This window comes from Mesorhizobium sp. M4B.F.Ca.ET.214.01.1.1 (assembly GCF_004791545.1).
GTDB classification, from domain to species: domain Bacteria; phylum Pseudomonadota; class Alphaproteobacteria; order Rhizobiales; family Rhizobiaceae; genus Mesorhizobium; species Mesorhizobium abyssinicae.
Genome location: NZ_SRUX01000002.1, coordinates 224,359 through 251,290, shown reverse-complemented (window position 1 = coordinate 251,290; position 26,932 = coordinate 224,359). Strand labels below are relative to the sequence as shown.

The following is a 26,932-nucleotide window of genomic DNA, read 5'->3' as shown; positions in this document are numbered from 1 at the left end:
CCACCCCTTGCCATCCCGGTGGCGGGCTTTTGGGTGCCGACCGCCGAGGACCTTTCGAGGGCGGTTAACCACGTTCAAGAAAGGCGAAGCTAATATTAGGATTTCGTTTGCCTTCCCGACGCAGGATGGCCTGACGCAGCGGGAGCAATAGAATGCGCATCGATTTGTCCCCGACGAGCTGGGGCAGGGTCATTGCAGTCACGGTGGTCGGCACGGCGGTCTGCATCGCCGCGGCCTTCTTCGTCGATTCCTACAATTTCCCCTTGCTGTCGCCGGACGCCCTGTGGCGCGCGCAGATGACGGACCTCTTGCTGCCGCTCGTGCTGGCGGGGTCGTTCTTCTTCTTCCTGATGTTCAAGATGCGCCAGCTTGCCGTCGCCCAGAAGGAGCTGAGCATCGTCGCGGCCACCGACAGCCTGACGGCGGTGTTCAATCGCGGCGCCTTCTCGATGCTGGTCGAGGCCTACCTCGATCAGGCGCGCAGCCAGGCGGTCGTCGATGCCGGCGCCTTCCTCATCGTCGACGCCGACCATTTCAAGACCATCAACGATCGCCTCGGACACGATTGCGGTGACCAGGCGCTGAAGCTGATCGCCAAGACGATCCAGGGCCAGTTGCGCGGCGCCGACATTGTCGGGCGCATCGGCGGCGAGGAATTCGCGGTCTTTCTTCCCGGCGCCGACGCCTCGCAGTCCTGGCTGGTCGCCGAAGGGATCAGGCGGCGCATCCGCGAGGTGGAGTTCTCCCCCGACGGCCGGCCTTGCCCGCTTTCGGTCAGCATCGGCGGCGTCGCCTTCAACGGTCCCGCTACATTTGCCGACATGTACCGGACGGCGGACAGTCACCTTTACAAGGCAAAGTCGAACGGCCGCGACCAGGTCAGCTTCGCAACGGTCGCGCTGCTTGGCCCGCTGACCGATGACGCCGCGACGGTCCATTGAGACGAGTAGCGAATAGTGAGTAGCAAATAGCGTTGCGCCGGCTGGCGCATGCATTGCCTTCCCTACTCGCTATTCCCTATTCGCTATTCACTTTACGCAGCATAGCCGCCGAAGCTGCGCGCCACCGGCTTGACCGAGACGGCGGGCTGGGCGGCGGGCCAGAGGATGCCTGCCGTCACCGCGAAGGTGATCAGCGCATCGCGCGCCGCCTCGGGCGAGATCTCGCCGGCTCGCGCCGCTTCGCACGCCTTCACCGCGGCGCCATAGCTCAGCCGCCGCCGCGACGGCGGGAATTCGGTCAGGAATTCATGCATGTCGAACAGCGACGCGATCATGCGCTTGTGGCCGGCGCCAACGGTAAGGGCGACCGGGGTGAAGAACATCCTGTCGTGCATTCTGGCCTCTTGGGTTGGGCGGAGGTCGGCGGGCGCCGGTTTCCGATCGGGGGTCGAACGCCAGAGAACGCGGGAAGGGGCGGGAGGTTCCATGATTTTGGGGGTTAGGGAGAATAAGGCGGGGCACCAGGGGCACCAGGGCGTTGCCTTCGATAGGCGCAAGCCGGGCCGCTGCTACGGCGCCGTGGTCGTGAGGATCTGGGGCGGCGCGCTAGGCGACCCCGGATGGTGGGTCGAAAGCACGAGCAAGAGAATGGCGACGCCGGCGATAAGCGCTGCGACGACATTGACGAACAGCCGCCCGGCTAACTGGCCAAGCCGTTGTCGCCGGCTCATGGTGGCGGGAACGAAACGCATTTACACCCTCCCGCTAAAGCAGAGTCCGACAAAACGTCGGACAGGCGCTCACCGAAGCTCGCCCTGGAGCCACGGTTCGCGCCACGCCCATGACGTTACCAGCCTCGGTGGTAGCCGCAGCTCCACACCCGCTTGATCACCAGGCGGTGGTGGTGCCAGCGCTTGTGCACCCTGACATGGCAGCGGTCGCGGTCGCGACGCCAGTGGCGCCGATTGTCACGGTCATAATCGCGCATCGCATAGTGGCGATGATGGCGGCGCCAGGAGTAATCATCGCTATAGCGCGTGCCGTTGTCGGTGGTGATGGTCAGGCTTGCCGCTTGCACCGGAGCCGTCACCGGCGCCAGCGTGGCCATGCCAAGCATGGCGGCGAGAACAACGTTCTTCATATCCGTCTCCTTTGCATTAGGTCTTGCTTACGGAAACCCGCCCGCTGGCTGATGGTTCCATCGCGATGGAGGGGCGTGCTGATACGTTTCGTGAGGAGGCCAGCGACGATGAAGGCTGGTCAGTCCGGGGCATGGAGGACGAGGTAGTCCGTCGAAACGGCGTTGGCGCCGGTTCCTCGCGTGACGCGCACGGTCGCCAACTGGTTGCCGTTGGCACCGCTTCTGGCTGTCGCCGCATCAATAGGCCGGCACCTGCCTATCATGCCGTTTCCGCGTAGCCTGTCGGGCAGAGCGGCGGAGCACTGAGCCATGTCCCGGTACACGACTGGCCGTGCCTCTCCCGGATGGCAGGATGCCATGTCCGGGCTGCAGGAAAGCAGGATCATTGCCGCCGCCGCTACAGGGTCCATCGTCGCGCTCCACGTCAATGCGGGTTAACGCCAGGTCCGGGCTTTGGTTGCCGGCAAAGGAAACGGCCGCGGGCGGCGGGCCTATTTCCACATGCCGCGCATGCGCGCGCCGAGGTCGACCTTGACCTCAGGCCGCCGGCGCGGATCGTCCTTCGCCTGCACGCTCGCCCAGGACGTCTGCTCGAAGGCGGAGAGCAACGAGGCCGGGATGAAGCGGGTGCGCGCGGCATAAACATGGCGGTCGCCGCGCGCCGCCTGGCCGTGCACGAAGAAGCGCTGCGGCATGACCAGGTGCAGCCTGTCCTTGGCCCGCGTCATCGCCACATAGAGCAGGCGCCGTTCCTCCTCGATGTCTTCCTTGCTGCCGACACCGAGGTCGATGGGGATGCAGCCGTCGACGGTGTTGAGCACGAAGACGTTCTTCCACTCCTGGCCCTTGGCGGAATGGATGGTCGACAGGATCAGATAGTCTTCGTCGCGGTGCGGCGGGCCTGCCTCGTCGCTGGTGGCGTCCGGCGGGTCGAGCGTCAGTTCGGTGAGGAAGCGCTCACGCGACGGGTAGCCGGACGCGATCTGCTCGAGCTGCAGGAGGTCGGCCCGGCGCATCGTTGCATCCTCGTGCATGCGCTCGAGATGCGGTTCGTACCAGAGCCGGATCCGCTCAAGGTCGGCCGGCCATTTCGCGCCGGCGCGCAGGCCTTCGTAGAGCGCCAGGAAGGAAGGCCAATCCTCGGCCGCTCGCTGCGGCGGCCGGTAGCGGGCGAGCCCCATCGCCTCGTCGAGCGACGTCGCCATCGTCTCGACGATCTGCGCGGCCGCCGACGGCCCGATGCCCGGCATAAGCTGCAGCACGCGGAAGCCGGCGACGCGGTCGCGCGGATTTTCGGCGAAGCGCAGCACCGCCAGCATGTCCTTGACATGGGCGGCATCGAGGAACTTCAGCCCGCCGAACTTGACGAAGGGGATGTTGCGGCGGGTCAACTCGATCTCCAGCGGCCCGCTGTGATGCGAGGCGCGGAACAGCACGGCCTGCGACTTCAGCGCCGTGCCGGCCTCGCGCTCGGCGAGGATCGCGTGGCAGGCATAGCTTGCCTGCTCGGCCTCGTCGCGTACGGTGACCAGAAGCGGCTTTTCGGACGATCTGCGCTCGCTCCAGAGGTTCTTGGTGAAGCGCTCGGCGGCCTCCCCGATCACCGCGTTGGCCGCCGCCAGGATCGTCTCGGTCGAGCGGTAGTTGCGCTCCAGCGTGACGATTGCCGCTGCCCGGGCGAACTGCGTGGGGAAGTCGAGGATGTTGCGCACTTCCGCGGCGCGGAACGAATAGATCGACTGCGCGTCGTCGCCCACCACCGTCAGGCCGGCGCCGTCGGGTTTCAGTGCCGTCAGGATCGAGGCCTGCAGCCGGTTGGTGTCCTGGTATTCGTCGACCAGCACATGGTCGAAGCGGCCGCCGAGATGCGCCGCGATCTCCGGCTCGGCCGCCATCTGCGCCCAGTAGAGCAGGAGGTCGTCGTAATCGAGTACGTTCTGCGCCTGCTTGGCCTCGACATAGGCCGCGAACAGGTCCTTCAACTGCTCTGCCCAGCCGGCGCACCATGGGAACACACCGCCCAGCACCTCGCCGAGCGGCGCCTGCGCGTTGACGGCGCGCGAATAGATCTGCAGGCAGGTGCCCTTGGTCGGGAAACGGCTCTCCGTCTTGGAGAAGCCAAGCTCGTGCCGGGCAAGGTTCATCAGGTCGGCGGAATCCTCGCGGTCATGGATGGTGAAGGCGGGATCGAGGCCGATCTCCAGTGCATAGTCGCGCAGCAGCCGGGCGCCAATGCCGTGGAAGGTACCGGCCCAGGAGAGCGCGTCAGCGATGACGGAAGCGTCGCGCCCCAGCACCTCGCCGGCGATGCGCTCGACGCGCTTGGCCATTTCAGAGGCGGCTCGGCGCGAGAACGTCATCAACAGGATGCGGCGCGGATCGGCGCCTTTGACGATCAGATGCGCCACGCGATGCGCCAGCGTGCTGGTCTTTCCCGACCCCGCGCCGGCGATGACCAGCAGCGGCGCCGCGACCTGGCCGTCGCCATGCTCGACCGCCAGCCGCTGTTCGGCATTGAGCTTGTCGAGATAGGCTGGCCGCAAGGGCGAATCACGGAGGGCGAGGTTCATCGCCCATCAAGCATCGTTTCCGCTTTGTTCGCAATGGTGGCGACGCTGCCAATCTCCGCCAAAAGTGGCAGTTTGCCTACCGCCGTGGCTCGGCACCCATCGCCACCGACTGACGTCGCAGCGACCGGCGTTCATCATCATCCTGCAATGGAAGTGGCTCGAAGCCGTCGGGCACCTCGTCGATGACTTTCTTGGCGAAGCGATAGGTCACATAGGCGAACAGGCCAACAATCAGCAGACGGATCATGATCAAAAGCTCCTTCCAGCGGACCAACCGGGGAGAGGGGCATTTTGTTCCGCCGGCGCCTCATCCGACCTGGCTCGCGGTGCAACCAAACCGCCATCGTCTCGTTTGCCCTCAGGGGCGAACGAGAGGAGGTTGTCATGATGAAGCTTCCGATGCTGCTGGCCTTGGGGCTCGCGCTCGCCGCCTGCGACAACAGCGTCCAGCCGACAAAGGCGCCCGTCGACCAGAACCCGCAGGTCGACAAGAACCCGGTGCCGAAGTCGACCACCGGCGGTGACCAGCAGGGAACGCAGCCGGCACAGTGAGGCACGGCGCAGTTCAGGCAAATCTGGCCAGCTGTTGCACAGAAGAAGGCCGGCGCTGCTTGGGAGGAAGCTGAAAAGCGCCGGCCAAGCGGGAAAGTCAGGCCCGCCGCAAGAAAGATCATAGCTGAGTCTTGCCGCTAGGTCAGGGGGGCAGGTTGGGGAAGACTGCTGGAAGTGGGGGAAATCCGGCGGAAATTCCGCCTATTGTGTGAAATCTACAACAAAAACCCAGAGTTGCGGCGGGAGGTCGTCATTTGTACCTGATCGGGCACATGGCTTATCGAAGAAGCCTGTGCGAGTGCCTCAAGCCATCGCCGCGACGCGCTTCACCGGCACGCCTTCGATCTCCTGATCCAGCTGGCGCTGGGTCATCGCCGCTTCGGCCATCACCCATTGCTTGAACAGCACAACCTTGCGTGCCGCGTGCTGGGTGTCGGGACTGACGAAGTACCAGCCAGCGGTGTTGGGGTGGTGGACCGCGAACGGGGCCACCAGCCGCTCGGCGCGGATGTCGCTGGCCATATAGGCGCGGTTGGCGACGGCAAAACCCATGCCGGCATTGGCCGCTTCGTAGGACATCATGCAGGAATCGAAATAGATGCTTTTGGTCTCGCCGAGCACGAAGCTCGCCCCAGCAAAGCCCAGCCACGACTGCCAATTCTGGGTGCAGGTGTCGGAGTGGAGCAGCGTGAAATGCCTGAGATCGTCCGGCGTGACCTTCGACAGCGGCTTGTCGCCGAGGATCTCGTGGAAGAGTTTGCGACTGCACACCGGCGTCAAATCTTCCTTGAACAGCAGGTCCGCCTGCAGGCCGGGGAAGCTGCCGTCGCCGTAACGGATCTCCAGGTCGTATTCCGAGGTCGCGAACTCATGCGTGGCGTACGAGGTCGACACCCGCATTTCGATATCGGGATATTGCCGCTGGAACAGCGGCAGGCGCGGAAAGAGCCAGCGCGCAGCGAAGGTCGGCAGCACCGAGATCTTCAGCACATGCGCCTGTGATTGCCCGGTCGCTTCCATGCTGGCCGCCACGATCCGCTCCAGAGCTTCGCGCACCCGCGACACATAGGTCTCGCCTTCCGGCGTCAGCGACACCGCGTTGCCGCCGCGCTGGAAAATCTTGAAGCGCAGCTGGTCCTCAAGGCTCTTGACGCGCTGGCTGACGGCGGAAGCGGTGATGAACTGTTCTTCACCGGCACGCGTGAAGTTCCCGTGCCGGGCAGCACTCTCGACGATTTTCAGCGAATTGAGGTTGACCTGACTGAGCAGACGCACCGTTTTCGACCTTAAGCTGGGCTTAGGGTAGCACCAGCATTCCTAAATTTACAGGGGTGGGCGGATTAATCGACTGTTTACCAAGTGTTGCCCCCACGCTGGAGAAGTAGAATGAACGCCCACACCATCCCCGAACTGCGTTGTGCGATGAGCCGTGAAGCCATCATCGGCCACGACACCGCCTGGAAAGTGTCGAGTTTCGGCGTCGCCCAGTATCTGCACGGCTACGACCCGGCGCTGCTTGCCGCGATCGAGGAGGCTGCCTTGAAGCTGAAGTCCAGCCATGCCGTGCACAAGCATCTGGATCTCACCTTCATCACCGGCGCCGACCGCTACATTCCCGAGATCAAGGAACTGCTGAACGACAAGCTGCGCCTGGAGCGGCTCTCCGACATGATGGGCACCAAGCTCGAGCCCTATCCGCTGTCGATCGTCGGCTCGACGGTCACCTTCATGAATCCCAAGGACGGCGCCGTCGAATGGCATTGCGACGGCGTGCCGGTCACCGAGCTCATCCCGCTGTCGATCAGCGATCCGCTGATCGGCGGTCATCTGGAGATCTATTGCGATGATTCCGAGACCGGACGGGCGATCCTGGAATCCGGACGCGAGATCCCGCGCAACCGCATCATGCGCATCGACCACAAGATGAACTACGCCACGCTCGGCCAGTTCCTCGGCGTGCTGCATCGCACCGCGCCCATCCAGCTCGGCTCGCGCGTCACCCTGGTGCTCAACCAGCGCTCGGTCGCAAAGCCCTATGTCGACGATAACCGCATGTTCTACCTCGCCGCCGACAACGACCACGATCGTGCATGGGTGAATGAGCTTGCCGACGACGTCTGGAACAACCAGCTGCCGGCCTACCGCCGTTTTGCCGAGGAGCATCCCGCCCCGCAGCCGGCCGCGGAAACCGTCGCCGGCGGCGCCAGGGAATCATGGTAGTGAAGCCATGGGCGGAAACCGGCTTGCTTCGCTGATCCAGCATTCGGAACAGGTCATGGCCAGGCAGGAAGACAGGACCCCATCCCGGGTCCTGCGGGATGGAGCGGCCCCCGCGGCCGCGCTGGCCTTCGCCGCCGGCGCGGTGGCGCTGTGGTCGACCAATGCGCTGGTCGGCAAGTCGCTGCTTGAAAATCATCCGGTATCGCTGGTGCAATTCCTGCAATTCACCGGCGCCGCCTTGGTCTTTGCGCTGATCAGGCTGAAGCGCCGCGCGCCAATCCACCTTCTTCCACAAGGGGAGAAGGGGGAGACAACCAACCTCGCTGCCTTTGCCGTCGGCTTCATCGGCCTCGTCGGCACCATGGTCCTGCAATACATCGCCTTCGCCTCGATGCCGGTCATCGAGGCAAATCTTGTCGCCTATACTTGGCCGCTGATGGTGGCGGCCGCGCTGATCGTGTTGGACAGCCCGCGTCGCCCCGCGCTGCTCGGCGTCACCGCCGCGCTCGGCTTTGTCGGCGTGGCCCTGGTGATTTCCGGAGGCCGCGAGCAGTCCTTGTTCCAGGGCAATCTTGTCGGTTATCTCGCCGCCTTCGGTTCGGCGCTGTGCATGGCCTTCTATTCGATCTTCGTCGGTCGCGTGGCCACCCCGCCGGACCGGTTCCTGCTGCCGTCGGCCGTGGCCGGCGTGGTCCTCACCTTTGCCTGGTGCCTGCATGACGGCGTCGCCTGGCAGGCCGGAACCTATCTCATTGCCGGGCTTTATCTCGGCGCCGGCCCGATGGGGCTCGGTTACTACTTCTGGTCGCGGGCGCTGAAGCTCGACCGGGGCGGCAAGGTTGCGGTTGCCGCCTATCTCACGCCGATCGCCTCGACTCTCCTTCTGGCGCTGTCGGGCGAAACGCTGACGATGACGGCCATCGCCGGCGCCGTCCTTGTCATCGGCAGTTGCATTGCGGTGGGCATCGAAGGTCCGGAGGCCGGGAACCATGCTTGACGAGGACGAACGCCGCGCCAGACAGGAAGCGCATTGGCTGGTGAAGGAATTCGGCGCCGAGGCGCCGCTTTACGCCGCGATGAAGGCGGAAAAGGCGATTGAGCAGAAAGATTTCGGTCGTTGTGCCCGTTGGAAGCGTATTCTCGAAATTTTGGCTGATACCGGCCTATCCAAGTCTGCTGCTTCCAAGTATTAGATTTTCTAAATTGCGCGGCTGCCGTCGCCCATGAAAATATCGCCCCGTATTGAGTCTGCAGGGTTTATTGACTCTATGGGTCCGTTGGGGAGCACGGTCAAAATCGATACATCATCAAAAGTCTACAACTAGAGCTGGTGACTTGATCATCGGCAGAGGGAAAAAAATTGCACAATATCGACGACAAGACCGCGATTGAACTAACCGCCGACATTGTTTCGGCCTATGTCGGCAACAATCCGCTTCCGGCTTCCGGTCTGCCGGATCTGATCGCCAGCGTCAGCGCCTCGGTGCGCAAGCTGAGCTCGGTTGCCGCCGCCAAGGAGGCGCCGGTGCTCAACCCGGCCGTCAATCCGAAGCGCTCGGTGTTTCCGGACCACATCGTCTGCCTCGAGGACGGCAAGAAGTTCAAGTCGCTGAAGCGTCACCTCGCCACCGACCATGGCCTGACGCCGGACGAATACCGCGCCAAATGGGGGCTTGCGCCCGACTATCCGATGGTGGCGCCCAGCTATTCGGCGACCCGGTCGGCGCTGGCCAAATCTTCCGGCCTCGGCCGCAAGCCGGCGGCTCAGCCGGCCAAGGTGGCGAAGCGCAAGAAGGTTTGATTTTCTGGCCTCGCCCGGCGCCATCCCGGCATCATCGGGATGGACCGGGCCTGTGCGCACTCAGTTTTTGGGCTCGGGCGCTTTCTGGGCGCGTGTCAGCTTGGGATCCTGCGCGTCGGCCAGGGTTTCAGCTTCGACCGCCGTCATTTCGAGAAAATAGACGAGCATGTGGTAGCGCGTGCGCGAAAGCATCTTTGCCAATTTGCGCGTCATGTCGGCGACAAATCTGAGTGCGCGCAGATCCTTCGCTGCCTCGTCCATCCTGGCTCCTGACCAATACAATTATCGTTGGCGCCCACGGCGACTCATGGCGCGATCCCAAGATCACAGCATCGGTGCGAAAATGAAATCGAATTTTCGCAAAGCATCCCGCGTGCGGCAAGAGATTTTTCTGCGCCACACGCATCTGAAGCGCACGCCATGCGCTAATATATGTTGGAACGGAACTTCAAGTTGTCTGATTTATCAACTTAATGCTCGAAAAGCGCCAGTGTACCGATAACATTCGTGTTCGAACGAATGTCGATGCGCGATATGGCATGTCGTGAAGTTGCAGGCGCCGCTACGTCAAAGGGAGATTGGCAGCGCTCACTGACCTGCCAGGTCAACGGCCCCCAGCAGCGGCGCGGCATCCGTGTTGTCAGCAAACAGCACCACCTGCGTCGCCAGGGCGGCCGTGGTGGCGACCTGGAAGAAGATGACGGCGAGGGCGAAATAGCGGATCATCGGCCCCAAACGCTCCGGCCGCCATCTGGTTCCAGCCGGCGAGCATTTCGCGACCAGCCGGCCATCCCATCGCCGGTGACCTTCGTCCCAAAGCCCTGGCTCTTGCGAAGCGCTCATGTCCCGTGCAAAAGCGCGGCCATGCTTATCATCAACGACCTCTCGCTGCGCATGGCGGGGCGCCTGCTTCTCGATCATGCCTCGCTGACCTTGCCGGCCGGCACCAAAGCCGGTCTCGTCGGCCGCAACGGCACCGGCAAGACCACCTTGTTCAAGGCGATCACCGGCGATTTCCCCGCCGAGACCGGCTCGATCAGCCTGCCCAAAAACACCCGCATCGGCCAGGTGGCGCAGGAAGCGCCGGGCACCGAGGAGCCGCTGATCGACATCGTGCTCAAGGCCGATACCGAGCGCCAGGCTCTGCTCGAAGAGGAAAGGACGGCCACGGATCCGCACCGCATCGCCGAGATCCACACGCGGCTTGCCGACATCGACGCGCATTCGGCGGAGTCCCGAGCCGCCACCATCCTGGCCGGCCTCGGCTTCGACGACGCCGCGCAGAAGCGTCCGGCCTCGTCGTTCTCCGGCGGCTGGCGCATGCGCGTCGCGCTGGCGGCCGTGCTCTTCTCCGAGCCAGACCTTCTGCTGCTCGACGAGCCGACCAACTATCTCGACCTCGAAGGCACGCTGTGGCTGGAGAACTACGTCTCCAAATATCCGCACACCGTGCTTTTGATCTCGCACGACCGCGACCTGCTCAACCGCGCCGTCAACTCCATCGTCCATCTCGACCAGAAGAAGCTGACCTTCTGGCGCGGCGGCTACGATCAGTTCGAGCGCCAGCTCACCGAGCAGCGCGAACTGCAGGAGAAGAGCCGTGTCAAGCAGGAAGCGGCGCGCAAGCACATGGAGTCCTTCGTCGAGCGTTTTCGCGCCAAGGCCTCCAAGGCGAGGCAGGCGCAGTCGCGGCTGAAGGCGCTGGAGAAGATGAAGCCGATCGCGGCCATCGTGAACGACACGGTGCGGCCGTTCTCCTTCCCCGAGCCGGTGAAGACGGTGGCCTCGCCGATCGTTGCCCTCAACGGCGTCAATGTCGGCTACACCGAGGGCGCGCCGATCCTGAAGAAGATGACGCTGCGCATCGATGCCGACGACCGCATCGCGCTGCTCGGCGCCAACGGCAACGGCAAGTCGACCTTCGCCAAGATGCTCGCCGGCCGCCTCAAGGCCGAGACCGGCACCATGACGGTGGCGCCGGGCCTGAAAGTAGCGATCTTCGCCCAGCATCAGCTCGACGATCTGCGCCCCGAGGAAAACGCCTATGAGCATGTACGCCGGCTGATGCCGGAGGCGCCGGAATCGAAGGTGCGTGCCCGCGTCGCCCAGTTCGGTCTAACGACTGAGAAAATGAACACTGCCGCCAAGGATCTCTCCGGCGGCGAGAAGGCGCGCCTTTTGATGGGCCTGTCGGCCTTCGACGGACCGAACCTGTTCATCCTCGACGAGCCGACCAACCACCTCGATATCGACAGCCGTGAATCGCTGATCCATGCGCTGAACGATTTCCCCGGCGCCGTGATCCTGATCTCGCACGACCGTCACCTGCTCGAGGCGACGGCCGATCGCCTGTGGCTGGTCAAGGACGGCGCGGTCAATCCCTATGACGGCGACCTCGAGGATTACAAGACGCTGGTCACCGGCGTTTCCTCCAATCGCCGCGAACAGAAGGAAGCCGACAAGGCCTCCAAGGCCGACCGTCGCCGCGAGGCGGCCCAGCGCCGTGCCGCGCTCGAACCGCTGGCGAAAGAAATCCGCGCCACTGAGGCACTGATGGACCGCATCCGCAAGCGCATCGACCTGATCGAGGACGAGCTCGCCAATCCGGCGATCTACGAGAAGGACCCCTCGACCGCGACACGCCTCGCCAAGGAGCGCTCGCAACTCACTCAGACGCTGGCGCAGAACGAGGACAAGTGGCTGACCATGTCGGCGGAATATGAGGAAGGGATCGCGGAGTAGGGATGAAAGCCTAATCTCCCCCCACAAGGGGGAGATTGGCAGCTTCTACCCCGCCAGCCTCACTTCAACCGCTTGCGCCCGCGCCAGGCAGCGCTCCTGGTCGCGCGGGCGGCCGAGTTCGGCGTAGCGCGCGGCCGCTTCGCGCAACAGCGCGGAGGCCTGGTCGCTTTCGCCGCGCGCCTGGCGGTGCACGCCGCGCGCTTCCCAGACGGCGGCGACCCACGGTCCGCCTTGCCACATGCCGGCCAGTCGCTCGGCCTCGTCGATGCGCCGGCTCGCCTGGTCGAGTTCCCCGGCCTCGGCCAGCGCGATCGAGGACGCGACGCGAAAGCCCATCGAGCAGGGCTGGCAGGTGCATTTTTCGGCCAGCCTGCGGTCGCCCTGCCGGATCGCCTCCATCGCCTGCGATTGCGTCGCCGCCGCCTCGACCGCCAGCGCCTGGAAGCGGATCAGCAGATGCGGGGCGAGCCATGTCGATTCGGCAAGGCGCAAGCCCTTCTGCAGGAGCCGGCCGGCGCGCCATTTCTGGCCGCGCGCCAGCGCGATTTCGCCGAGCCGATGCAGCGCCAGCGCCTCGCCGAAAGGGGCGCGCGCTGCAGCGCTGAGCTGGGCTGCGCTGGTCAACAGCTCCTCCGCCGCTGTGAGCCGCCCCGAGAACAGCTCTGCCTCGCCGAGGATCAGCGAGGCAAGCACGCGGCCGGGAACCGATCCGGCGGCCTCGGCGATGCCCAAAAGCTCGCGCGCCGCCTTGGCCATGTGTTCATGGCCGCCGGCCCGGTAGAGGCAGAATTCCGCCAGGCACAGATGGCCGTCGAAGACGTTCGAGGCAACGCTTGGCGCGCCGCGAACCCAGTCGACGAATTCGGACTGGAAAAGCTCCTGCCATTGCCCCTGCATGTGTGCGGCGAGCCCGATCAGCGCGCTGGCCTCGCCGACCTCGCGCCCGAGCTCGGCGGCGATCGCCAGTGTGCGCGCCTCGGCGCCCTTCTGCCCGGCATCGCCGAAGTCGCCGCTGTTGAGCTGGATGATGCCCCAGGCCAAAAGCCCGCGCACCCGTTCGGCGATCCCGGTCGGCTGCGCGCCGCCGAGCGCCAGTGCCTTCTCGTAGATGGCGACCGTCGCCGCTTGCGGGCCGACGCCGAGATCGACGCGCAGGCTTTCGCGCAGCCGCTCGAACTGCCGCACGACCTCGCCGCGATTGCCGGCGTCGAGTGCCGCCTGCATCAGGGCCCGCGCGGCGCGCTCGTCGGCGGGATCGACCGCCAGCAAGCGTTCCCACAGACCGGCCGCCTCCAGCACGCGCACATAGAGCTCGCGCAGCCGTTGGCGCGGCTCTTCCGCCCATTCAGCGTAGCGGTCGTCCGGCAGCAGGTCGCCGGCGTAGCGCCGGGCCGCCCGTTCCGTGGCCCCGCGATCGTTTGCCTGCAGCGCCGCCGTCGCCTCGGCCTCGAACAAGGCAGCATCGACGGCGAGCTCAGCGCCCGGCGCCAGCGCCACGACTTCGCCGTCGAGCGCGATGATGTCATGCGCGCCGAGCGCGCGCCGGGTGAAGTGGACGGCCTTGCGCAGATTGGCGGCGGCGGCCTCCGGTTCGAGGTCGGGCCATAGTGCGTCCATTACCTGCTCGCGGTGCAGCCGATGGCGCCGGGCAAGCGCCAGCAATTTGACCAGCGTCACGCTGCTCGTGCGCCGCCACGCCGCCGCGGACGCCGCGCGTCCATCGATGGACACGCGGAATTGGCCAAGCAAATCCACCTCTACGCGCATTTTCGTCTCCCAAGTCCCCGGCCAACCATAGTCCGGCATCGATGCCGATTGGAAGGGCCGGCACAGGCAAGGCGCATTCGGGGAACGGTGGAGGAACGCCGGCCGGTCAGTATGGCCGCGTCAACCCATTCACAGAGGAGAACTCACCATGTCCATCCGCATCAACGACACCGCCCCGGATTTCGAAGCCGAGACGACGCAAGGCCAGATCAGCTTCCATTCCTGGCTCGGCGAGTCCTGGGGCGTCCTTTTCTCCCACCCCAAGGATTTCACGCCGATCTGCACCACGGAACTCGGCTACATGGCCAAGCTCAAGCCTGAATTCGACAAGCGCAACGTCAAGATCATCGGACTCAGCGTCGATCCCGTCGACCGGCACCAGAGCTGGGCCATGGACATCGAGGAGACGCAAGGCCATGCGCCGAACTACCCCATGATCGGCGACCCGACGCTTGCGATCTCCAAGCTCTACGACATGCTGCCGGCGACTGTCGGCGACTCCTCGGAGGGCCGCACCGCGGCCGACAACCAGACGGTGCGCAACGTCTACGTCATCGGGCCGGACAAGAAGGTCAAGCTGCTGATCTCCTATCCGATGACCACCGGCCGGAACTTCGACGAGATCCTTCGCGTCATCGATTCCCTGCAGCTCACCGCGAAACACCGGGTCGCGACGCCGGTCAACTGGCGCCAGGGCGAGGACGTCGTCATCGCCGGCTCGGTGTCGAACGACGAGGCGGCCAAGATCTACCCGAACGGATGGAAGGCGCCCAAGCCCTACATCCGCATCGTCCCGCAGCCGCACGCCTGAGCCGCGGCCGCGTGAGCCGCGGCCGGTGAGCGGCGATGCCCTTTCCGGCCGCGCGCCCAAGGAACCATCGCAGGAGCAGACCGCCATGACCGTGCATTACGTGAAGCCCGCCATCGCCGTCTTCGACGCCACGCCGGAGCTGCTGTTCCAATATATGAGCGCCGGCAACCACCGGCATCTGGCCTTCAAGAGCCACCGGCTCGCCGGCGTGGCCGGCAATGTCGTCACCCTGGACGCCGAGGTCTATAATCCCGACGGAACCACCTTCGCCATGCAGGTCGAGCATACGCTCGATCCGCCGCGCGGCATCGAGACCAGGCTGACCGGCGGCGCCTTCGACGGCGCGCGGTTCACCCACAGCTACACGCCGATGGGCGGCAGGACCAAGGTGGATCTGGAGGGCGATTTCCCGGCGCTGCCCGGCATGAGCGATGCCGACACGCTGAAGATGATCGACGGCTTCTTCGGCGTGATCTTCGCCGAGGACACCGCCACGTTGAGGCACTGGTCCTAGGGAAATTTGACTACGACGCGCGTCATTCCAAGCAACAAATGAGAGGGTAACATGAACACTTCCAGCAAGCCGCGCGTCCTCGTCCTTGGGGCGGGCTTTGGCGGCCTCGAGCTCACCAGCCTGCTGTCCGAGACCTTCGGCGCCGGCATCGACGTCACCTTGATCGACAAGAGCGACGGCTTCGTCTTTGGCTTTTCCAAGCTCGACGTCATGTTCGGCCACAAGACGGCGGATCAGGTGCGCCTGCCTTACTCGAACTATGCCAAGCCCGGCGTGCGCCTGCTCAGGCAGACGGTCACCGCGATCGACCCCGAGCGGCGGCGCGTCACCACCGATGCCGGCGTCCACGAGGCCGATTTCCTCGTCGTGGCGCTCGGCGCCGATTACGATTTCGACGCCACGCCAGGGCTCGCCGGCGCCAACGAATTCTACACCGTCGCCGGCGCCGAACGGCTGCGCGACGTGCTGCCCACCTTCACCAGGGGGAGGGCGCTGGTCGGGGTCTGCGGCGCGCCCTACAAATGCCCGCCGGCGCCCAGCGAATGCGCGCTGATGCTGCACGACTACCTGGTCAAGCGCGGCGTGCGCGAAGCCTGCGAGATCAATTTCGTGCTGCCTTTGCCGAGTCCGGTGCCGCCGTCGCCGGAGACTTCGCGCGCCCTCGTCTCCGCCTTCGTCGAGCGAAACATCGGCTTCATTCCAGGCCGCCGCGTCGCGTCGATCGACAATGCGCGCAAGGTCGCGATCCTTGACGACGGGGTAGAGATGCAGTTCGACCTGTTCCTCGGCGTGCCCAAGCATCGCGTGCCCGACGTGGTCATTGCCAGCGGCATGACCGAGAATGGCTGGATCACGGTCAATCCGAGGACGCTGGAGACCAACTATGCCGGCGTCTACGCCGTGGGCGACGGCGCCAACACCGGCACGCCGAAGGCCGGCGTCTTCGCCGAAGGCGCGGCGCGCGCCGTCGCCAGCGACCTGATCGTGAAGCTCTCCAACAGCGGCACGGCAAAGCAATATGATGGCTTCGGCACCTGCTATATCGAATTCGGTGGCGGCCGCATCGGCAAGGTCGAGGTGGACTTCTTCTCCGGTCCGAAACCGACAGGCACCTACCACGAAGCCTCGCTGGCGCTCAGAGCCGACAAGGAGCATTTCGGCTCCAGCCGCCGCGCGCGCTGGTTCGGGATGTGAGGAGGCGTTGCGCCAATCCCCGAGGTTGGCGATTGGCGAAACCCGCAGCGACGGCCAATCTCCCCCCAAGTGGGGGAGATGCCCGGTAGGGCAGAGGGGGGCGCTGTCCCGCCGGCCTCTCAGCCAAACAGCGAAGTCCCATAGTGTTTCGCTACCGAATGAACTCAGAGGTTGGCGATCCTTCACGCCCCCCTTTGTCCTGCCGGACATCTCCCCCACGAGGGGGGAGATTGGCGGTTTCAATGCCGCGCAAAAAAACCTACTCCCGCAACCTCACTGCGCAGCACATCTTGGCAGAACAGTGCCAACTCGCGCCCGATCTGGACCTACACGCCGAGCCTGAATCCCGCTAGACAACCCGCATGAACCAGCACGCCAAGCTCAGGATCGGCCATTCGGCCTGTCCGCACGACTGCCCGTCCACTTGCGCCCTCGAGGTCGAGCTGCTCGATAGCAACCGCATCGGCCGCGTCTATGGCGCCAAGGCCAACAGCTACACGGCGGGCGTCATCTGCGCCAAGGTCGCCCGCTATGCCGACCGCGTCCACCACCCCGACCGCCTGCTGAAGCCACTGGTCAGGGCGGGCGCCAAGGGCGACGGCACCTGGAAGGAGTCCAGCTGGGAAGCGGCGCTCGACCTCGTCGCCGAGAAGTTCATCAAGGCCGAGGAGACGTACAGCTCGGAGACGGTCTGGCCCTACTATTATGCCGGCACGATGGGGCTGGTGCAGCGCGACGGCATCCACCGGCTGCGCCACGCGAAGAAGTACTCCGGCTTCTTCGGCTCGATCTGCACCAACCTCGCCCGGACCGGCTGGATGGTTGGAGCAGGCGCGCTACGCGGTCCCGATCCGCGCGAGATGGCCAAGTCCGACTGCGTCGTGATCTGGGGCACCAATGCCGTGGTGACGCAGGTCAACGTCATGACCCACGCGATCAAGGCCCGCAAGGAACGCAAGGCCAAGATCGTCGTCATCGACGTCTATGAGAACGCGACGATGAAGCAGGCCGATCTCGGCCTGGTGCTCAAGCCCGGCACCGATGGCGCGCTGGCCTGCGCGGTCATGCATGTGCTGTTCCGGGACGGCTTCGCCGACCACGCCTATCTCGACAAATACACCGACGATCCGCGCGGGCTGGAGGAGCACCTTCGCACCCGCACGCCGGACTGGGCGGCCGCGATCACAGGATTGAGCGTTGCCGAGATCGAGACCTTCGCGCATCTCGTCGGCACGACGAAGAAGACCTATTTCCGTCTCGGCTACGGCTTCTCGCGCCAGCGCAACGGCTCGGTCAACATGCACGCGGCGGCCTCGATCGCCGCCGTCACCGGCGCCTGGCAATATGAGGGCGGCGGCGCCTTCCATTCCAATTCAGGCATCTTCAAGCTGAACCAGGATCTTCTCGAAGGCACCGCGCTGCGCGACCCGAACGTGCGCCATCTCGACCATTCGCGCATCGGCCCGGTGCTGACAGGGGCCGCGGACGCGCTCTATGGCGGTCCGCTGGTGACGGCGCTGCTCATCCAGAACACCAATCCGGTCAATGTCGCGCCCGAGCAGCGGCTGGTGAAGCAGGGCTTTTTGCGCGACGACCTGTTCACCTGCGTGCACGAGCAGTTCATGACCGACACCGCCAGGCTCGCCGATGTCGTCCTGCCGGCGACGATGTTCCTCGAGCATGACGACATCTACAAGGGCGGCGGCAACCAGCACATCACGCTCGGCCCGAAGCTGATCGATCCGCCGGAAGGGCCGCGCACCAACCATTTTGTCATCGAGGAACTGGCGAAGCGGCTCGGCGTCTCCGACAGGCCGGGCTTCGGCCTCACCGAGAAGGAGCATATCGACATCATCCTCGGCAAGCGCGGGCTGGGCAGCTTCGACAGCCTGGGCGAACAGAAGTGGATCGATATGCCGCCGGATTTCGAGGCGGCGCATTTCATCGACGGCTTTGGCCATCCGGACGGAAAGTTCCGCTTCCGTCCCGACTGGTCCGGGCAGGCGGCGCCCAACCGGCCGCCGAGGAGCATGGGGCTGTTCGGACCGGTGGAACAGCTGCCGGAATTCCCCGACCATGTCGAACTGATCGAGGTGGCGGACGAAGCCCATCCGTTCCGGCTGACCACTTCGCCGGCGCGCAATTTCCTCAATTCGACCTTCGCCGAGACGCCCGTGTCGAAGGAAAAGGAGGGCAGGCCGGTGCTGCTGCTGCATCCCGACGATGCCGCCGAACTCGGGCTTGCCGATGGCAGCCGCGTCGAGGTCGGCAACCAGCGCGGCGAGCTGGTGCTGCACGCCAAGTTGTTCGATGGCATCAGGCGCGGTGTGGTGATCGCCGAGGGCATCTGGCCGAACAGCGCGCATGAACGCGGCGAGGGCATCAACGTGCTGACCGGCGCCGACGCGCCGGCGCCCTATGGCGGTGCCGCGCTGCACGACAACAAGGTATGGCTGCGCAAGCCGCAAGAGCTTGGCGTTTGATCCCGCGATCTGGACCAAGCGCTTGCCGTCGCGGCCGCCAGCTCCCGCGTCTATAGAGACGCCCTGTCTGTTGCGACGAGGGAGGATGTCGTGAGCAAGATATCGCTTCTGGGCATTCCGCATGACGGGAATTCGTCCTGGCTGCGCGGTGCGGCCGAAGCGCCGCCGCTGATCCGGCGCGAACTCGCCAGCGATGCCTACAGTTCATGGTCGGAAACCGGCTTTGACCTCAGCGACCGCTTCATCGATCACGGCGACGTCGATTTCACGCAGCCCGGCGATCCGTGGGAGCGGATCGAAAGCGAAGTCGGCCGCGCGCTGGATGCCGGCCATCCGCTGATCTCGCTCGGCGGCGACCATGCGATCTCCTGGCCGGTGCTGCGCGCGGTACGGCGCCGTCATCCCAGCCTGACGATCCTGCATATCGATGCCCATCCCGACATCTACCATGCCTATGGCGACAATCCGCGCTCGCACACCTCGCCCTTCGCGCGCATCATGGAGGAGCGGCTTGCCGACCGGCTGATCCAGATCGGCCTGCGCACCATCAACGACCACCACCGCGACCAGTTCAGGCGCTTCGATGTCGAGGTGGTGGAGATGCGGCATTTCAAGGAAGGGCTGCGGCTTGACCTCAAGACGCCCGTCTATGTCTCGATGGATATCGACGCTCTCGATCCGGCCTTCGCTCCCGGCATTTCCCATCGCGAACCAGGCGGCTTCACCACCCGCCAGGTGATCGGCCTGATCCAGGGAATAGACCAGCCGATCGTCGCCGCCGATGTCGTTGAATACAATGCGAGCCAGGATCTCTCGAACCAGACCGCTCTGGTCGCCGCCAAGCTGGTGAAGGAGATCGCCGGCATGATGCTGCAGACGAATGGCGCGCCCGTTGGGTAAATCAATCTTGCAAGACGTTGTTCCAGCTGCTTGTTCCGACTCGTCTTTCCCATTGGAGCCGCAATGCCGAAGCCGCTCAGGATCGCCATAGCCGGCGCGCTGGGCCGCATGGGCCGGCAGATGGTGGAAACCGTGGCGGCCGATCCGCGCCTCGAACTCGCGGCCCGCTTCCATCGCTCCGGTTCCGCCGGGGAGGGGCTGGTCGAGCGCGACGAGGCGCTGGCGCTTGCCGACGTCATCGTCGATTTCACCACGCCGGCTGCGTCGGCTGAACTTGCCGCGGCTTGCGCCGTGCGTGGCGGCCCGGCGCTGGTGATCGGCTCGACCGGCTTCGACGCCACCGAGCTTGCCGCCATTGCCGCCGCCGCGAAGACGGTCGCCATCGTGCGTTCCGGCAGTTACTCGCTTGGCCTCAACGTGCTGACCGGGCTGGTCGAGCAGGCGGCGCGCGCGCTCAGCCCCGACGACTGCGACATCGAGATCTTCGAGGCGCATCATCGCGCGAAGGTGGATGCGCCCTCGGGCACGGCGCTGATGCTGGGCGAGGCGGCCGCACAGGGGCGGGGCATTACGCTGGAAGACGTCGCGCGACACGGCCGCGACGGTGTCACCGGTCCGCGTCCGCCCGGCGAGATCGGCTTCGCAGTGATGCGCGGCGGCAGCATCGTCGGCGAGCACAGCGTCAACTTCCTCGCCGACGGCGAGGTGCTGACGCTGTCGCATTCGGCGGGCGATCGCTCGATGTTCGCCCGCGGCGCCATCGCCGCCGCCCTCTGGGTCGCCGGACAGCCACCCGGCGAATACGACATGCGCGACGTGTTGCGGCGTTGAAACTGCCTCAGTCGAGGGATTGGCCGTCATCGACGATTTTCGCCAAGATTGTTCCCCGAGGCGGCGGGCTTGTGCCCGCTTCGCCTTTGCGCAAGCCTGAATCAAATCGGCAAGGTTCGGCGCTATCGCTTTGGTCGGATTTTGTCTTTGGGCTCCGCGCGCGCCAAGGGTCGCGCTGCCGTGGAGGCCGCTAGCTCAGCTCTTTCGGCCTGATGCAATGCGTCAGCCGCGCGCCACCGAAGCCGAGATCCGCCCAGTCTCCATCGAGGACAAAACGGGCCAGTGCCGCCGTCGGGAATTTCTCCTTGAGCTTCCTCAGCGCCTGGGCATCTGACCTCGAACTGGCGAGCCGGCGCGCGAACTCCTCCAGCCCGGGATTGTGGCCGAGCAGCAAGAGACTTGCCGCGCTGGCCTTGCGCACCACGGCCAACACATCCTCTGCCACTGCCTCGTAGAGCGCATCGGTGAATTCCGCCGGCACGTTTCTTGGCAGTTCGGCCGCGACCAGCCGCCATGTGTCGCGCGTGCGCAGCGCGGCAGACACCAGCGCCAGATCCGGCAACCAGCCGCGCCGGGAAAGCTCCCGTCCCATCAGCGGCGCCGTCTTCAGCCCGCGCGGGCCGAGCGGCCGGTCGAAATCGGCAAGCTTGGCATCGTCCCAGCTCGACTTGGCGTGGCGCAGGACGAGGAGTTGTCTTGCTTTCGCCATATCACCATTCCCTGTCGCCACTGCCTTTCAAAATAACGTCGAGATGTCGCGTGCGCCATGCACGATACACACGATCTCAATCCGTTCCTTGGCGAGGCGATAGAGTATGAGATAGTTGCCGACGCTCGGCGCTCGGGTGTCGGCACCAACGTCAGGTCGTCGCGGTCCGGACTCGGAAAAGTGGCAATATTTGCTACCGGCCTCAATCCCTTACGGCGTGATCCGCGCCAACTGCTCGAGATCGCTTTCCTCGCGCAGCGGGTCGGGCGCCATCACCACGGAGGTGCCGTTGTCGGCATCGTCGGCGAAATGGGCGAGCACGGTGTGGCCCTTCTCCATGCGCGCCTTGCCTTCGGCGACCAGCCCAAGCGCCAGCGGGTAGAGCCGGTGCTCGGCCTTGAGCACGCGGGCGGCGAGCGTATCCTCATTGTCGCCGACCATCACCGGCACGGCGGCCTGCGCGATGATCGGGCCGTCATCCATGTCGAGCGTCACGAAATGCACCGAGCAGCCATGGATGCGAACGCCGGCGCGCAGGGCGCGGGCATGCGTATCCAGGCCCTTGAAGGCAGGCAAAAGGGCAGGGTGGATGTTGACCACCCGCCCCAGCCATTTCTCGACGAAGCGGCCACCCAGGATGCGCATGTAGCCGGCCAGCGCGACGATTTCGGCGCCGAAGCCGGCAAGGGCGGCATCGATCGCGCCGTCATGCGCTTCCTTGCTGCCATAATCCGAGCGCTGGATCACCTTGGTGGCGATGCCGCGCGCGGCCGCGATGGCGAGGCCGGCAGCGTTCGCCCGGTCGGAGATGACGCCGACGATCTCGGCCGGATAGGCTGGGTCGCTCGCCGCCGCGATCAGCGCCGTCATGTTGGAGCCGCGCCCGGAGATCAGAACGACGGTGCGTTTCCTGCTCATAGGCCGATCGACCCCCGGTAGATGACGCCGGCGTCGCGGCGTGGCACGATGCGGCCGATCGGCGTCACCGTCTCGCCGGCCTCCTGCAGCACAGCAGCCACTTGTGCCGCCTGGCCGGAGGCCACGGCGAGGATCATGCCGATGCCGCAATTGAAGGTGCGCATCATCTCTTCCGGCGCCACGCCGCCGGTCTTGGCCAGCCACGCGAACACCGGCGGCACCTCGATGGCGTTGAGGTCGAGCTCGGCGGAAAAGTCCTTCGGCAGCACGCGCGGAATGTTCTCGGGAAAGCCGCCGCCGGTGATATGGGCCAGCGCCTTGATGCCATGCGTATTGCGGATCGCCTTCAGGATCGACTTCACATAGATGCGCGTCGGCTCGAGCAGTGCTTCGGCAAGCGTCGCCTCGTCGTTGAACGGTGCCGGGTCGCTCCAGGCGAGGCCGCTGGCGGCAACGATACGGCGAACCAGGGAATAGCCGTTGGAATGCAGGCCGGACGAGGCGAGACCCAGGAGCACGTCGCCCTCGACGATGTCGTCGGTGGGCAGCAGCTGGCCGCGCTCGGCGGCGCCGACGGCGAAACCGGCGAGGTCGTAATCCTTGCCGTGATACATGCCGGGCATCTCGGCCGTCTCGCCGCCGATCAGGGCGCAGCCGGCCTGCCGGCAGCCTTGCGCGATGCCGCCGACGATCGCCGCCCCCTGGTCGGGGTCGAGCTTGCCGGTGGCGAAATAGTCGAGGAAGAACAGCGGCTCGGCGCCCTGCACGACGATGTCGTTGACGCACATGGCAACGAGGTCGATACCGATCGTGTCGTGTTTGCCGGCGTCGATGGCGATCTTGAGCTTGGTGCCGACGCCGTCATTGGCGGCGACCAGCACCGGATCGGAGAAGCCGGCGGCTTTGAGGTCGAACAGCCCGCCGAAGCCGCCGATCTCGCCATCGGCGCCCGGCCGGCGCGTGGCGCGCACCAGCGGCTTGATCTTCTCCACCATCAGATTGCCGGCATCGATATCGACACCCGCCTCGGCATAGGTGAGCCCGTTCTTGCGCTTGGCTGTGTCGCGCTTGGTCATATCCGGCTCGTCGCTGTTTCCACTGTGCTTGCGGGCTCTTCGCATGAATGGTTTCGGGGAGCAAGGATGACGGCCCTCCCGGGCGACAAAACCGTGGACAGCAATGGTTGCAACAGCGCTGGCGACTGGCCAAGTCCGAGGCGACAGCTGATCTCCTCCTTGCGGAGATGTCCGGCAGGACAGAGGGGGTGTGGAGGATCGCGACCTTCGAACGATCAGTTGGTGCCCGTTGAGCAATGGCCGATACGTCGGCGGGACAGCACCCCCTCTGCCTTGCCAGGCATCTCCCCCGCAAGGGGGGAGTTCGATCGTCATCGCCGCTTTCGCCAATCGACCGTGTGGGAGAATGAGGCGCTCGGTCCTTGCGCCCACCTCCCATCTCCATCATCTATCTCCCAACAAGCCACGACGGGGCAGACGTTTGACCATCCCCAACATGATTACGATCATGCGCCTGGTTCTCGTGCCCGCCGTGGTGTTGGCCATGCTGCAGGCGCGCTGGGACTGGGCTTTTGCCGGCTTCCTCGTCGCCGGCATCTCCGATGGCGTCGACGGCTTCATCGCTCGCCGCTTCAACCAGTTTTCGAAACTCGGCGCCTATCTCGACCCGATGGCTGACAAGCTGCTGCTGGTCTCGGCGTTCGTGGTCATGGGCTTCATCGGCGAGTTGCCGCTGTGGCTGGTCGTCACCATGGTCTCGCGCGACGCGCTGATCGTCTGCGCCGTGCTTCTGTCGACGGTAATGGCGCATCCGGTCGAGATGAAACCGCTCCTGATATCCAAGGCCAACACCGCCATCCAGATCATCCTGGCGGCGGTGGTGCTTGGCGAATTGGCTATTTCGATCCACTTCGACCCGCTGAGGCCGGCGCTCATATTGCTGTCCGGGGTCTTGACCGTGGCTTCGGCCGCGGCCTATCTCGTGACCTGGTTGAGGCATATGAGCGGCTATGGCGAAGGCTCCAAACCGGACTCCTGACCAAGGATCCATCGCGGCGGCCGCCGAGGCAGCGGCGGCCGGCGAAGCCGCGTCCTCGGCGTTCCGCCGCCAGATATTCTTCTGGCTGGGCACCGCCGTCCTGCTCGCCCTGTTCCTCTACGTCTTCTCCAGCATCCTTCTGCCCTTCGTCGCCGGCATGGTGCTCGCCTATTTCCTCGACCCGGTCGCAGACCGGCTGCAGCGCCTCGGCCTCTCCCGGCTGATGGCGACGGTGGTCATCCTGATCGCCTTCATCGTCGTGCTTGTGCTCGCCTTCGTCATCCTGGTGCCGGTGCTGGCGACGCAAATGGCCGATTTCGCCGGCAAGCTGCCGGAATATCTCACCCGCCTGCAGGCATTGATCACCAGCTTCGACCCGAAATGGCTGGAGCAGAGATTTGGCGTCAACGCCAACAGCTTGCGCGACGGGCTGAACTCGCTGCTCACTTCCGGCTTTGGCCTGCTCACCACCGTCTTCACGTCGATCTGGAGCTCCGGCGTGGCGCTGGTCTCGGTGGTCAGCCTGTTCGTGGTGACGCCGGTCGTCGCCTTCTACATGCTGCTCGACTGGGACCGCATGGTGGCCGAGGTCGACAGCTGGGTGCCGCGCGACTATGTCGAGACGGTGCGGACGATCGCCCGCGACATCAACACCGCGACCGCCGGCTTCGTGCGCGGCCAGGGCACGCTCTGCCTGGTGCTCGGCGCCATGTACGCCACGGGCCTGACTTTGGCCGGCCTCAACTTCGCGATCCTCATCGGCCTCTTCGCCGGGCTGATCTCCTTCATCCCCTATGTCGGCTCGCTGACCGGGCTGGTGCTCGCGGTCGGCGTCGCCTTTGTCCAGTTCTGGCCGGACTGGGTGATGATCGTTGCGGTGGCTTGCGTGTTTTTCGTCGGCCAATTCATCGAGGGCAACATTCTGCAGCCGAGGCTGGTGGGCAAAAGCGTCGGCCTGCATCCGGTCTGGCTGATGTTCGCGCTGTTCGCCTTCGGCGCGCTGTTCGGCTTTGTCGGCCTGCTGATCGCGGTGCCAGCTTCGGCGGCGGTCGCCGTGCTGGTGCGCTTCGCCATTGCCCGCTATCTCGAATCGCCGCTCTACAAGGGTCACGCGACCGAGCCCATACCGCCGCTGCCGGCGAACCGCCGCCGGGCCGCCAAGCCGCGCGGCTGACACGCCATGGCCGCTGACAGAACCGATCCGCCGCGCCAGTTGCCGCTCGATCTCGGCCACGGCACCGGCTACTCGCGCGACGAGCTCGTGGTGTCTTCGACCAACGCCCAGGCGGTGGCGCTGGTCGACCGATGGCCCGACTGGCCGTCGCCGGTCGTGGTGCTGGCCGGGCCGGCGGGCTCCGGCAAGACGCATCTGGCCTCGATCTGGCTGGCCCGCGCCGGCGCGCTAAGGGTCGATGCCGGACGCATCGAACAGTGCATCGCCGATCTTGGGGAGATGCCCGTCCTCATCGACGACATCGACAAGCACCCCGTCGACGAGACTGGCCTGTTCCACCTCATCAACGCCGTCCGTGGCGCCGGCTCCTCTCTACTGCTGACGGCCAGGCGCTTTCCCTCGGCCTGGGGTGTCGCGCTGCCCGACCTCATCTCGCGGCTGAAGGCCGCAGCGACCGTGGAGATCCACGAACCCGACGATCTGCTGCTCGCCGGCGTCATCACAAAGCTTTTCGCTGACCGCCAGGTCGAGGTCGAGCCGCATGTCGTGCAATATCTGGTCAGGCGCATCGAGCGCTCGCTGGCCACCGCCATGCGCGTGGTGGAACGCCTCGACCGCGCAGCGCTGGAGCGCAAGACGCCGATCACCAGGGCGCTCGCCGCCGAAACCGTCAGCGCCATGGACGAAGGGCAGGGCGAGTTCGAGATTTAGGCCTTGTCCGGTAGCCAGCAGGTGACGTCAGAGCCAGTGACATCAGAGACATCTGGTGATATGATGTCAATGACATCGGGATGATATCAATGCCATCTGTGACGATCAGAAATATTCCGGAAGAAACCCACCGTGCTCTGCGCGTGCAGGCCGCCGTCCACGGCCGAAGCACGGAAGCGGAGATTCGAGCCATACTCGAAAACGCCGTGCGGCCGGAAGGGCGTGTGAAGCTGGGCGCTTTGCTGTCCGACATCGCCCGCCGCGCCGGGGTAAAAGGTGAGGATGTAGATGCCTTGGAGCAGGTCCGCGATAAAAGCCCGGCCGAGCCTCTGAGATTCGAATGATCGTCCTGGACACCAATGTCGTTTCGGAGGTGATGAGGCCACAGCCCCATCCGGCGGTTCTGGCATGGCTGGACGATCAGGCTGCTGAAACATTGTATATTTCCAGCGTGACTCTCGCTGAGGTGCTGTTCGGCATCGAGGTGATGGCTGCGGGGCGCCGCAAGAATGCCCTGGCTGAGGCCTTTGCTGGCATACGCGCGGTGTTCGAACAGCGCGTTCTGCCATTCGATGCGCAGGCAGCGAGGCAGTATGCCGGCCTTGCCCCAAAGGCCAGAGCCGCGGGCAAGGGGTTTCCTATACCCGACGGCTACATAGCGGCTATCGCCGCCGCCAAAGGCTTCCGCGTCGCTTCACGTGACGTGTCGGCCTTTCACGCGGCGGGCATACCCGTCGTCAATCCATGGGAAAGCGCCACTTAACTGTCCCATTTCGGGACAAGGCCGCCGGCATCCATCTTGCAACATCCAGTTTGCCGGCTGATCCCGGCCCCGATCGCGTTCCAGATCGGGTTGTGGGCTCGCCGGGTGTAAGGCGGTTGGGGTTCTCGCCCGGCG

The 26,932-nt window shown here is 65.2% G+C and carries 31 protein-coding genes; 18 read left to right on the top strand and 13 right to left on the bottom strand.

Translation table 11 applies throughout. From position 1 onward, the window contains the following. Positions 1–152: 152 nt before the first annotated feature. A complete protein-coding gene (locus tag EN857_RS04495; protein ID WP_127283668.1) occupies positions 153–941 on the top strand; it encodes a GGDEF domain-containing protein in 789 nt (262 codons plus the stop codon). A gap of 92 nt (positions 942–1,033) precedes the next feature. Here the strand turns inward: EN857_RS04495 and EN857_RS04490 are convergent, their stop codons facing one another. From EN857_RS04490 to EN857_RS34620, 5 genes are all read right to left on the bottom strand, one after another. Next, positions 1,034–1,336 carry a DUF982 domain-containing protein gene (locus EN857_RS04490; RefSeq protein WP_127392779.1) on the bottom strand — a complete coding sequence of 101 codons (303 nt, stop codon included), beginning with the start codon at positions 1,334–1,336 and terminating at the stop codon, positions 1,034–1,036. A gap of 174 nt (positions 1,337–1,510) precedes the next feature. Further along, positions 1,511–1,693, bottom strand: coding sequence for a hypothetical protein (locus EN857_RS04485; protein ID WP_135858041.1), 183 nt, complete (start codon positions 1,691–1,693; stop codon positions 1,511–1,513). A gap of 95 nt (positions 1,694–1,788) precedes the next feature. Further along, complete coding sequence (locus EN857_RS04480) at positions 1,789–2,082, bottom strand: hypothetical protein (protein WP_127392641.1); 294 nt, start codon at positions 2,080–2,082, stop codon at positions 1,789–1,791. Between the two features lie 491 nt (positions 2,083–2,573). Next, positions 2,574–4,652 (bottom strand): ATP-dependent helicase, encoded by a 2,079-nt coding sequence (locus tag EN857_RS04470; protein ID WP_127392640.1) that lies wholly within the window; start codon positions 4,650–4,652, stop codon positions 2,574–2,576. A 76-nt stretch (positions 4,653–4,728) separates the two neighbouring features. Next, complete coding sequence (locus EN857_RS34620; RefSeq protein WP_187331185.1) at positions 4,729–4,899, bottom strand: hypothetical protein; 171 nt, start codon at positions 4,897–4,899, stop codon at positions 4,729–4,731. Between the two features lie 137 nt (positions 4,900–5,036). On the opposite strand from EN857_RS34620, the gene EN857_RS34615 reads away from it, so the two are divergent. Next, complete coding sequence (locus tag EN857_RS34615) at positions 5,037–5,204, top strand: hypothetical protein (protein ID WP_187331184.1); 168 nt, start codon at positions 5,037–5,039, stop codon at positions 5,202–5,204. 303 nt (positions 5,205–5,507) lie between these two features. Here the strand turns inward: EN857_RS34615 and EN857_RS04465 are convergent, their stop codons facing one another. Continuing rightward, positions 5,508–6,479, bottom strand: a complete 972-nt coding sequence (locus tag EN857_RS04465; protein ID WP_127283662.1) for a LysR substrate-binding domain-containing protein — start codon at positions 6,477–6,479, stop codon at positions 5,508–5,510. Positions 6,480–6,590: 111 nt separating this feature from the next. On the opposite strand from EN857_RS04465, the gene EN857_RS34610 reads away from it, so the two are divergent. From EN857_RS34610 to EN857_RS04440, 4 genes are all read left to right on the top strand, one after another. After that, a complete protein-coding gene (locus EN857_RS34610; protein ID WP_187331183.1) occupies positions 6,591–7,424 on the top strand; it encodes a hypothetical protein in 834 nt (277 codons plus the stop codon). A 7-nt stretch (positions 7,425–7,431) separates the two neighbouring features. Beyond that, a complete protein-coding gene (locus tag EN857_RS04450) occupies positions 7,432–8,421 on the top strand; it encodes a DMT family transporter (RefSeq protein WP_245493464.1) in 990 nt (329 codons plus the stop codon). Continuing rightward, positions 8,414–8,617, top strand: a complete 204-nt coding sequence (locus EN857_RS04445) for a hypothetical protein (protein WP_127285720.1) — start codon at positions 8,414–8,416, stop codon at positions 8,615–8,617. Before EN857_RS04450 ends, EN857_RS04445 begins: the two co-directional genes overlap by 8 nt. A gap of 167 nt (positions 8,618–8,784) precedes the next feature. Continuing rightward, a complete protein-coding gene (locus tag EN857_RS04440) occupies positions 8,785–9,225 on the top strand; it encodes a MucR family transcriptional regulator (RefSeq protein WP_127285721.1) in 441 nt (146 codons plus the stop codon). 60 nt (positions 9,226–9,285) lie between these two features. On the opposite strand, the gene EN857_RS04435 is transcribed toward EN857_RS04440, so the two are convergent. Further along, complete coding sequence (locus EN857_RS04435) at positions 9,286–9,486, bottom strand: hypothetical protein (protein ID WP_127285722.1); 201 nt, start codon at positions 9,484–9,486, stop codon at positions 9,286–9,288. A 327-nt stretch (positions 9,487–9,813) separates the two neighbouring features. Further along, complete coding sequence (locus EN857_RS34605) at positions 9,814–9,951, bottom strand: hypothetical protein (protein WP_187331182.1); 138 nt, start codon at positions 9,949–9,951, stop codon at positions 9,814–9,816. A 138-nt stretch (positions 9,952–10,089) separates the two neighbouring features. Between EN857_RS34605 and EN857_RS04430 the strand changes: the two genes are divergently transcribed. Beyond that, on the top strand, positions 10,090–11,967 hold the full coding sequence (locus EN857_RS04430; protein WP_127392638.1) for an ABC-F family ATP-binding cassette domain-containing protein: 1,878 nt from the start codon (positions 10,090–10,092) through the stop codon (positions 11,965–11,967). Positions 11,968–12,012: 45 nt separating this feature from the next. On the opposite strand, the gene EN857_RS04425 is transcribed toward EN857_RS04430, so the two are convergent. After that, positions 12,013–13,734, bottom strand: a complete 1,722-nt coding sequence (locus EN857_RS04425) for a BTAD domain-containing putative transcriptional regulator (RefSeq protein WP_127393848.1) — start codon at positions 13,732–13,734, stop codon at positions 12,013–12,015. A 148-nt stretch (positions 13,735–13,882) separates the two neighbouring features. On the opposite strand from EN857_RS04425, the gene EN857_RS04420 reads away from it, so the two are divergent. The 6 genes from EN857_RS04420 to dapB all read left to right on the top strand — a co-directional run bounded on the left by EN857_RS04420 (position 13,883) and on the right by dapB (position 20,467). Continuing rightward, complete coding sequence (locus EN857_RS04420; RefSeq protein ID WP_127285725.1) at positions 13,883–14,545, top strand: peroxiredoxin; 663 nt, start codon at positions 13,883–13,885, stop codon at positions 14,543–14,545. 85 nt (positions 14,546–14,630) lie between these two features. Next, positions 14,631–15,059 carry a hypothetical protein gene (locus EN857_RS04415; protein ID WP_135858039.1) on the top strand — a complete coding sequence of 143 codons (429 nt, stop codon included), beginning with the start codon at positions 14,631–14,633 and terminating at the stop codon, positions 15,057–15,059. Between the two features lie 51 nt (positions 15,060–15,110). Beyond that, complete coding sequence (locus tag EN857_RS04410) at positions 15,111–16,253, top strand: FAD/NAD(P)-binding oxidoreductase (RefSeq protein WP_127393846.1); 1,143 nt, start codon at positions 15,111–15,113, stop codon at positions 16,251–16,253. Between the two features lie 362 nt (positions 16,254–16,615). After that, positions 16,616–18,736 (top strand): molybdopterin oxidoreductase family protein, encoded by a 2,121-nt coding sequence (locus EN857_RS04405; RefSeq protein ID WP_135858036.1) that lies wholly within the window; start codon positions 16,616–16,618, stop codon positions 18,734–18,736. 90 nt (positions 18,737–18,826) lie between these two features. Next, complete coding sequence (locus tag EN857_RS04400) at positions 18,827–19,636, top strand: agmatinase family protein (protein WP_127391659.1); 810 nt, start codon at positions 18,827–18,829, stop codon at positions 19,634–19,636. A gap of 63 nt (positions 19,637–19,699) precedes the next feature. After that, complete coding sequence (gene dapB / locus EN857_RS04395) at positions 19,700–20,467, top strand: 4-hydroxy-tetrahydrodipicolinate reductase (protein ID WP_127391660.1); 768 nt, start codon at positions 19,700–19,702, stop codon at positions 20,465–20,467. Positions 20,468–20,657: 190 nt separating this feature from the next. Here the strand turns inward: dapB and EN857_RS04390 are convergent, their stop codons facing one another. From EN857_RS04390 to purM, 4 genes are read right to left on the bottom strand one after another with little or no spacing between them, the layout of a single operon-like run. Continuing rightward, positions 20,658–21,176, bottom strand: a complete 519-nt coding sequence (locus tag EN857_RS04390) for a histidine phosphatase family protein (RefSeq protein ID WP_127391661.1) — start codon at positions 21,174–21,176, stop codon at positions 20,658–20,660. 27 nt (positions 21,177–21,203) lie between these two features. Next, on the bottom strand, positions 21,204–21,383 hold the full coding sequence (locus EN857_RS04385) for a type II toxin-antitoxin system RelE/ParE family toxin (protein WP_127391667.1): 180 nt from the start codon (positions 21,381–21,383) through the stop codon (positions 21,204–21,206). A 3-nt stretch (positions 21,384–21,386) separates the two neighbouring features. Beyond that, positions 21,387–22,094 (bottom strand): phosphoribosylglycinamide formyltransferase, encoded by a 708-nt coding sequence (gene purN, locus EN857_RS04380; protein ID WP_127311098.1) that lies wholly within the window; start codon positions 22,092–22,094, stop codon positions 21,387–21,389. After that, complete coding sequence (purM, locus tag EN857_RS04375; RefSeq protein ID WP_127391662.1) at positions 22,091–23,170, bottom strand: phosphoribosylformylglycinamidine cyclo-ligase; 1,080 nt, start codon at positions 23,168–23,170, stop codon at positions 22,091–22,093. Before purM ends, purN begins: the two co-directional genes overlap by 4 nt. Before the next feature lie 421 nt (positions 23,171–23,591). Between purM and EN857_RS04370 the strand changes: the two genes are divergently transcribed. The 5 genes from EN857_RS04370 to EN857_RS04350 all read left to right on the top strand — a co-directional run bounded on the left by EN857_RS04370 (position 23,592) and on the right by EN857_RS04350 (position 26,797). Continuing rightward, positions 23,592–24,149, top strand: coding sequence for a CDP-alcohol phosphatidyltransferase family protein (locus tag EN857_RS04370; RefSeq protein WP_127285792.1), 558 nt, complete (start codon positions 23,592–23,594; stop codon positions 24,147–24,149). Further along, positions 24,121–25,323, top strand: coding sequence for an AI-2E family transporter (locus tag EN857_RS04365; protein ID WP_127391663.1), 1,203 nt, complete (start codon positions 24,121–24,123; stop codon positions 25,321–25,323). The genes EN857_RS04370 and EN857_RS04365 overlap by 29 nt, the downstream gene beginning before the upstream one ends. Before the next feature lie 6 nt (positions 25,324–25,329). Further along, complete coding sequence (hdaA, locus tag EN857_RS04360) at positions 25,330–26,034, top strand: DnaA regulatory inactivator HdaA (protein ID WP_127285790.1); 705 nt, start codon at positions 25,330–25,332, stop codon at positions 26,032–26,034. 89 nt (positions 26,035–26,123) lie between these two features. Further along, positions 26,124–26,378 (top strand): Arc family DNA-binding protein, encoded by a 255-nt coding sequence (locus tag EN857_RS04355; protein WP_127391664.1) that lies wholly within the window; start codon positions 26,124–26,126, stop codon positions 26,376–26,378. Beyond that, positions 26,375–26,797, top strand: a complete 423-nt coding sequence (locus EN857_RS04350; RefSeq protein WP_127391665.1) for a type II toxin-antitoxin system VapC family toxin — start codon at positions 26,375–26,377, stop codon at positions 26,795–26,797. Before EN857_RS04355 ends, EN857_RS04350 begins: the two co-directional genes overlap by 4 nt. The last annotated feature ends 135 nt before the right edge of the window (positions 26,798–26,932 follow it).

Bases quoted from the DNA above. Each gene is read 5' to 3' on its own strand.
- EN857_RS04420 (WP_127285725.1), top strand. From the start codon at position 13,883: ATGTCCATCCGCATCAACGACACCGCCCCGGATTTCGAAGCCGAGACG.
- purM (WP_127391662.1), bottom strand. From the start codon at position 23,170: ATGACCAAGCGCGACACAGCCAAGCGCAAGAACGGGCTCACCTATGCC.
- hdaA (WP_127285790.1), top strand. From the start codon at position 25,330: ATGGCCGCTGACAGAACCGATCCGCCGCGCCAGTTGCCGCTCGATCTC.
- EN857_RS04435 (WP_127285722.1), bottom strand. From the start codon at position 9,486: ATGGACGAGGCAGCGAAGGATCTGCGCGCACTCAGATTTGTCGCCGAC.
- EN857_RS04480 (WP_127392641.1), bottom strand. From the start codon at position 2,082: ATGAAGAACGTTGTTCTCGCCGCCATGCTTGGCATGGCCACGCTGGCG.
- EN857_RS04425 (WP_127393848.1), bottom strand. From the start codon at position 13,734: ATGCGCGTAGAGGTGGATTTGCTTGGCCAATTCCGCGTGTCCATCGAT.
- EN857_RS04365 (WP_127391663.1), top strand. From the start codon at position 24,121: ATGGCGAAGGCTCCAAACCGGACTCCTGACCAAGGATCCATCGCGGCG.
- EN857_RS04495 (WP_127283668.1), top strand. From the start codon at position 153: ATGCGCATCGATTTGTCCCCGACGAGCTGGGGCAGGGTCATTGCAGTC.
- EN857_RS04445 (WP_127285720.1), top strand. From the start codon at position 8,414: ATGCTTGACGAGGACGAACGCCGCGCCAGACAGGAAGCGCATTGGCTG.
- EN857_RS04470 (WP_127392640.1), bottom strand. From the start codon at position 4,652: ATGAACCTCGCCCTCCGTGATTCGCCCTTGCGGCCAGCCTATCTCGAC.
- EN857_RS04485 (WP_135858041.1), bottom strand. From the start codon at position 1,693: ATGCGTTTCGTTCCCGCCACCATGAGCCGGCGACAACGGCTTGGCCAG.
- EN857_RS04350 (WP_127391665.1), top strand. From the start codon at position 26,375: ATGATCGTCCTGGACACCAATGTCGTTTCGGAGGTGATGAGGCCACAG.
- EN857_RS04390 (WP_127391661.1), bottom strand. From the start codon at position 21,176: ATGGCGAAAGCAAGACAACTCCTCGTCCTGCGCCACGCCAAGTCGAGC.
- EN857_RS04430 (WP_127392638.1), top strand. From the start codon at position 10,090: ATGCTTATCATCAACGACCTCTCGCTGCGCATGGCGGGGCGCCTGCTT.
- EN857_RS34605 (WP_187331182.1), bottom strand. From the start codon at position 9,951: ATGATCCGCTATTTCGCCCTCGCCGTCATCTTCTTCCAGGTCGCCACC.
- EN857_RS34615 (WP_187331184.1), top strand. From the start codon at position 5,037: ATGATGAAGCTTCCGATGCTGCTGGCCTTGGGGCTCGCGCTCGCCGCC.
- EN857_RS34620 (WP_187331185.1), bottom strand. From the start codon at position 4,899: ATGATCCGTCTGCTGATTGTTGGCCTGTTCGCCTATGTGACCTATCGC.
- EN857_RS04405 (WP_135858036.1), top strand. From the start codon at position 16,616: ATGAACCAGCACGCCAAGCTCAGGATCGGCCATTCGGCCTGTCCGCAC.
- EN857_RS34610 (WP_187331183.1), top strand. From the start codon at position 6,591: ATGAACGCCCACACCATCCCCGAACTGCGTTGTGCGATGAGCCGTGAA.
- dapB (WP_127391660.1), top strand. From the start codon at position 19,700: ATGCCGAAGCCGCTCAGGATCGCCATAGCCGGCGCGCTGGGCCGCATG.
- EN857_RS04355 (WP_127391664.1), top strand. From the start codon at position 26,124: ATGCCATCTGTGACGATCAGAAATATTCCGGAAGAAACCCACCGTGCT.
- EN857_RS04490 (WP_127392779.1), bottom strand. From the start codon at position 1,336: ATGCACGACAGGATGTTCTTCACCCCGGTCGCCCTTACCGTTGGCGCC.
- EN857_RS04410 (WP_127393846.1), top strand. From the start codon at position 15,111: ATGAACACTTCCAGCAAGCCGCGCGTCCTCGTCCTTGGGGCGGGCTTT.
- purN (WP_127311098.1), bottom strand. From the start codon at position 22,094: ATGAGCAGGAAACGCACCGTCGTTCTGATCTCCGGGCGCGGCTCCAAC.
- EN857_RS04450 (WP_245493464.1), top strand. From the start codon at position 7,432: ATGGGCGGAAACCGGCTTGCTTCGCTGATCCAGCATTCGGAACAGGTC.
- EN857_RS04415 (WP_135858039.1), top strand. From the start codon at position 14,631: ATGACCGTGCATTACGTGAAGCCCGCCATCGCCGTCTTCGACGCCACG.